This is a genomic window from Arhodomonas sp. KWT (assembly GCF_010993615.1).
Genome location: NZ_WNXE01000803.1, coordinates 1 through 763 on the forward strand (window position 1 = coordinate 1; position 763 = coordinate 763).

Consider the following 763-nt stretch of genomic DNA (forward strand, 5'->3'; position numbering starts at 1 on the left):
GGCCTGTGGCTGGACGGTCGTGACCCGGGCTACTCGGTGTACTGGACGCCGGTCTGCCTGGTCGGCGGCGTCGTGCTCGGTGCCAGTAACGTGTATCTGTTCGTACGGGGGCGGGACCGGTGAATGGCGGTGGCCTGATCGACGGCGGCGGCGTGGCCCTGGGCCCGGTCACGCTCAGCGACACCGTGCTCTACACGTGGCTGATCATGGCCGTGCTGGCGCTCGCCTGCCGGCTGCTCACCCGCCGCCTGGGCGACGACCCGGGGATGGTCCAGACGGCGCTGGAGGGCATCGTCGAGGCCATTGAGGGCGCCGTGGCGCAGGTCATGCCGGATCATCCGGAACGGGTGGTCCCGCTGGTGGGGACCCTGTGGGTGTTCCTGGTGGTGGCCAACCTGCTCGGCATCGTGCCGGGGCTGCACTCGCCCACCGGCGATCTCTCCGCCACCGCCGCGCTCGCGTTCGTGGTGTTCGTCTCGGTGCACGTCTTCGGCGTGCGCTACCAGGGCCTGCGCGGCTATCTCCGCCACTACCTCTCGCCGAGCCCGATCCTGCTGCCGTTCAACGTCATCGGCGAGATCACGCGCACGGTGGCGCTGGCGGTGCGGCTGTTCGGCAACATCATGAGCCTGGAGCTCACGGCGCTTCTGGTGCTCGTGGTCGCCGGGTTCCTCGCGCCGGTACCCATCCTGATGCTGCACGTCATCGAGGCCCTGGTGCAGGCCTACATCTTCGGCATGCTCGCGCTGGTGTACATCGCCGG

1 protein-coding gene is annotated in these 763 nt (G+C 69.5%); it reads left to right on the top strand.

Going from position 1 to position 763, the window contains the following annotated elements:
* Positions 1-119: 119 nt before the first annotated feature.
* On the top strand, positions 120-763 hold a 644-nt coding region (locus tag G7A99_RS22520; RefSeq protein WP_163144254.1), incomplete at its 3' end, for a F0F1 ATP synthase subunit A.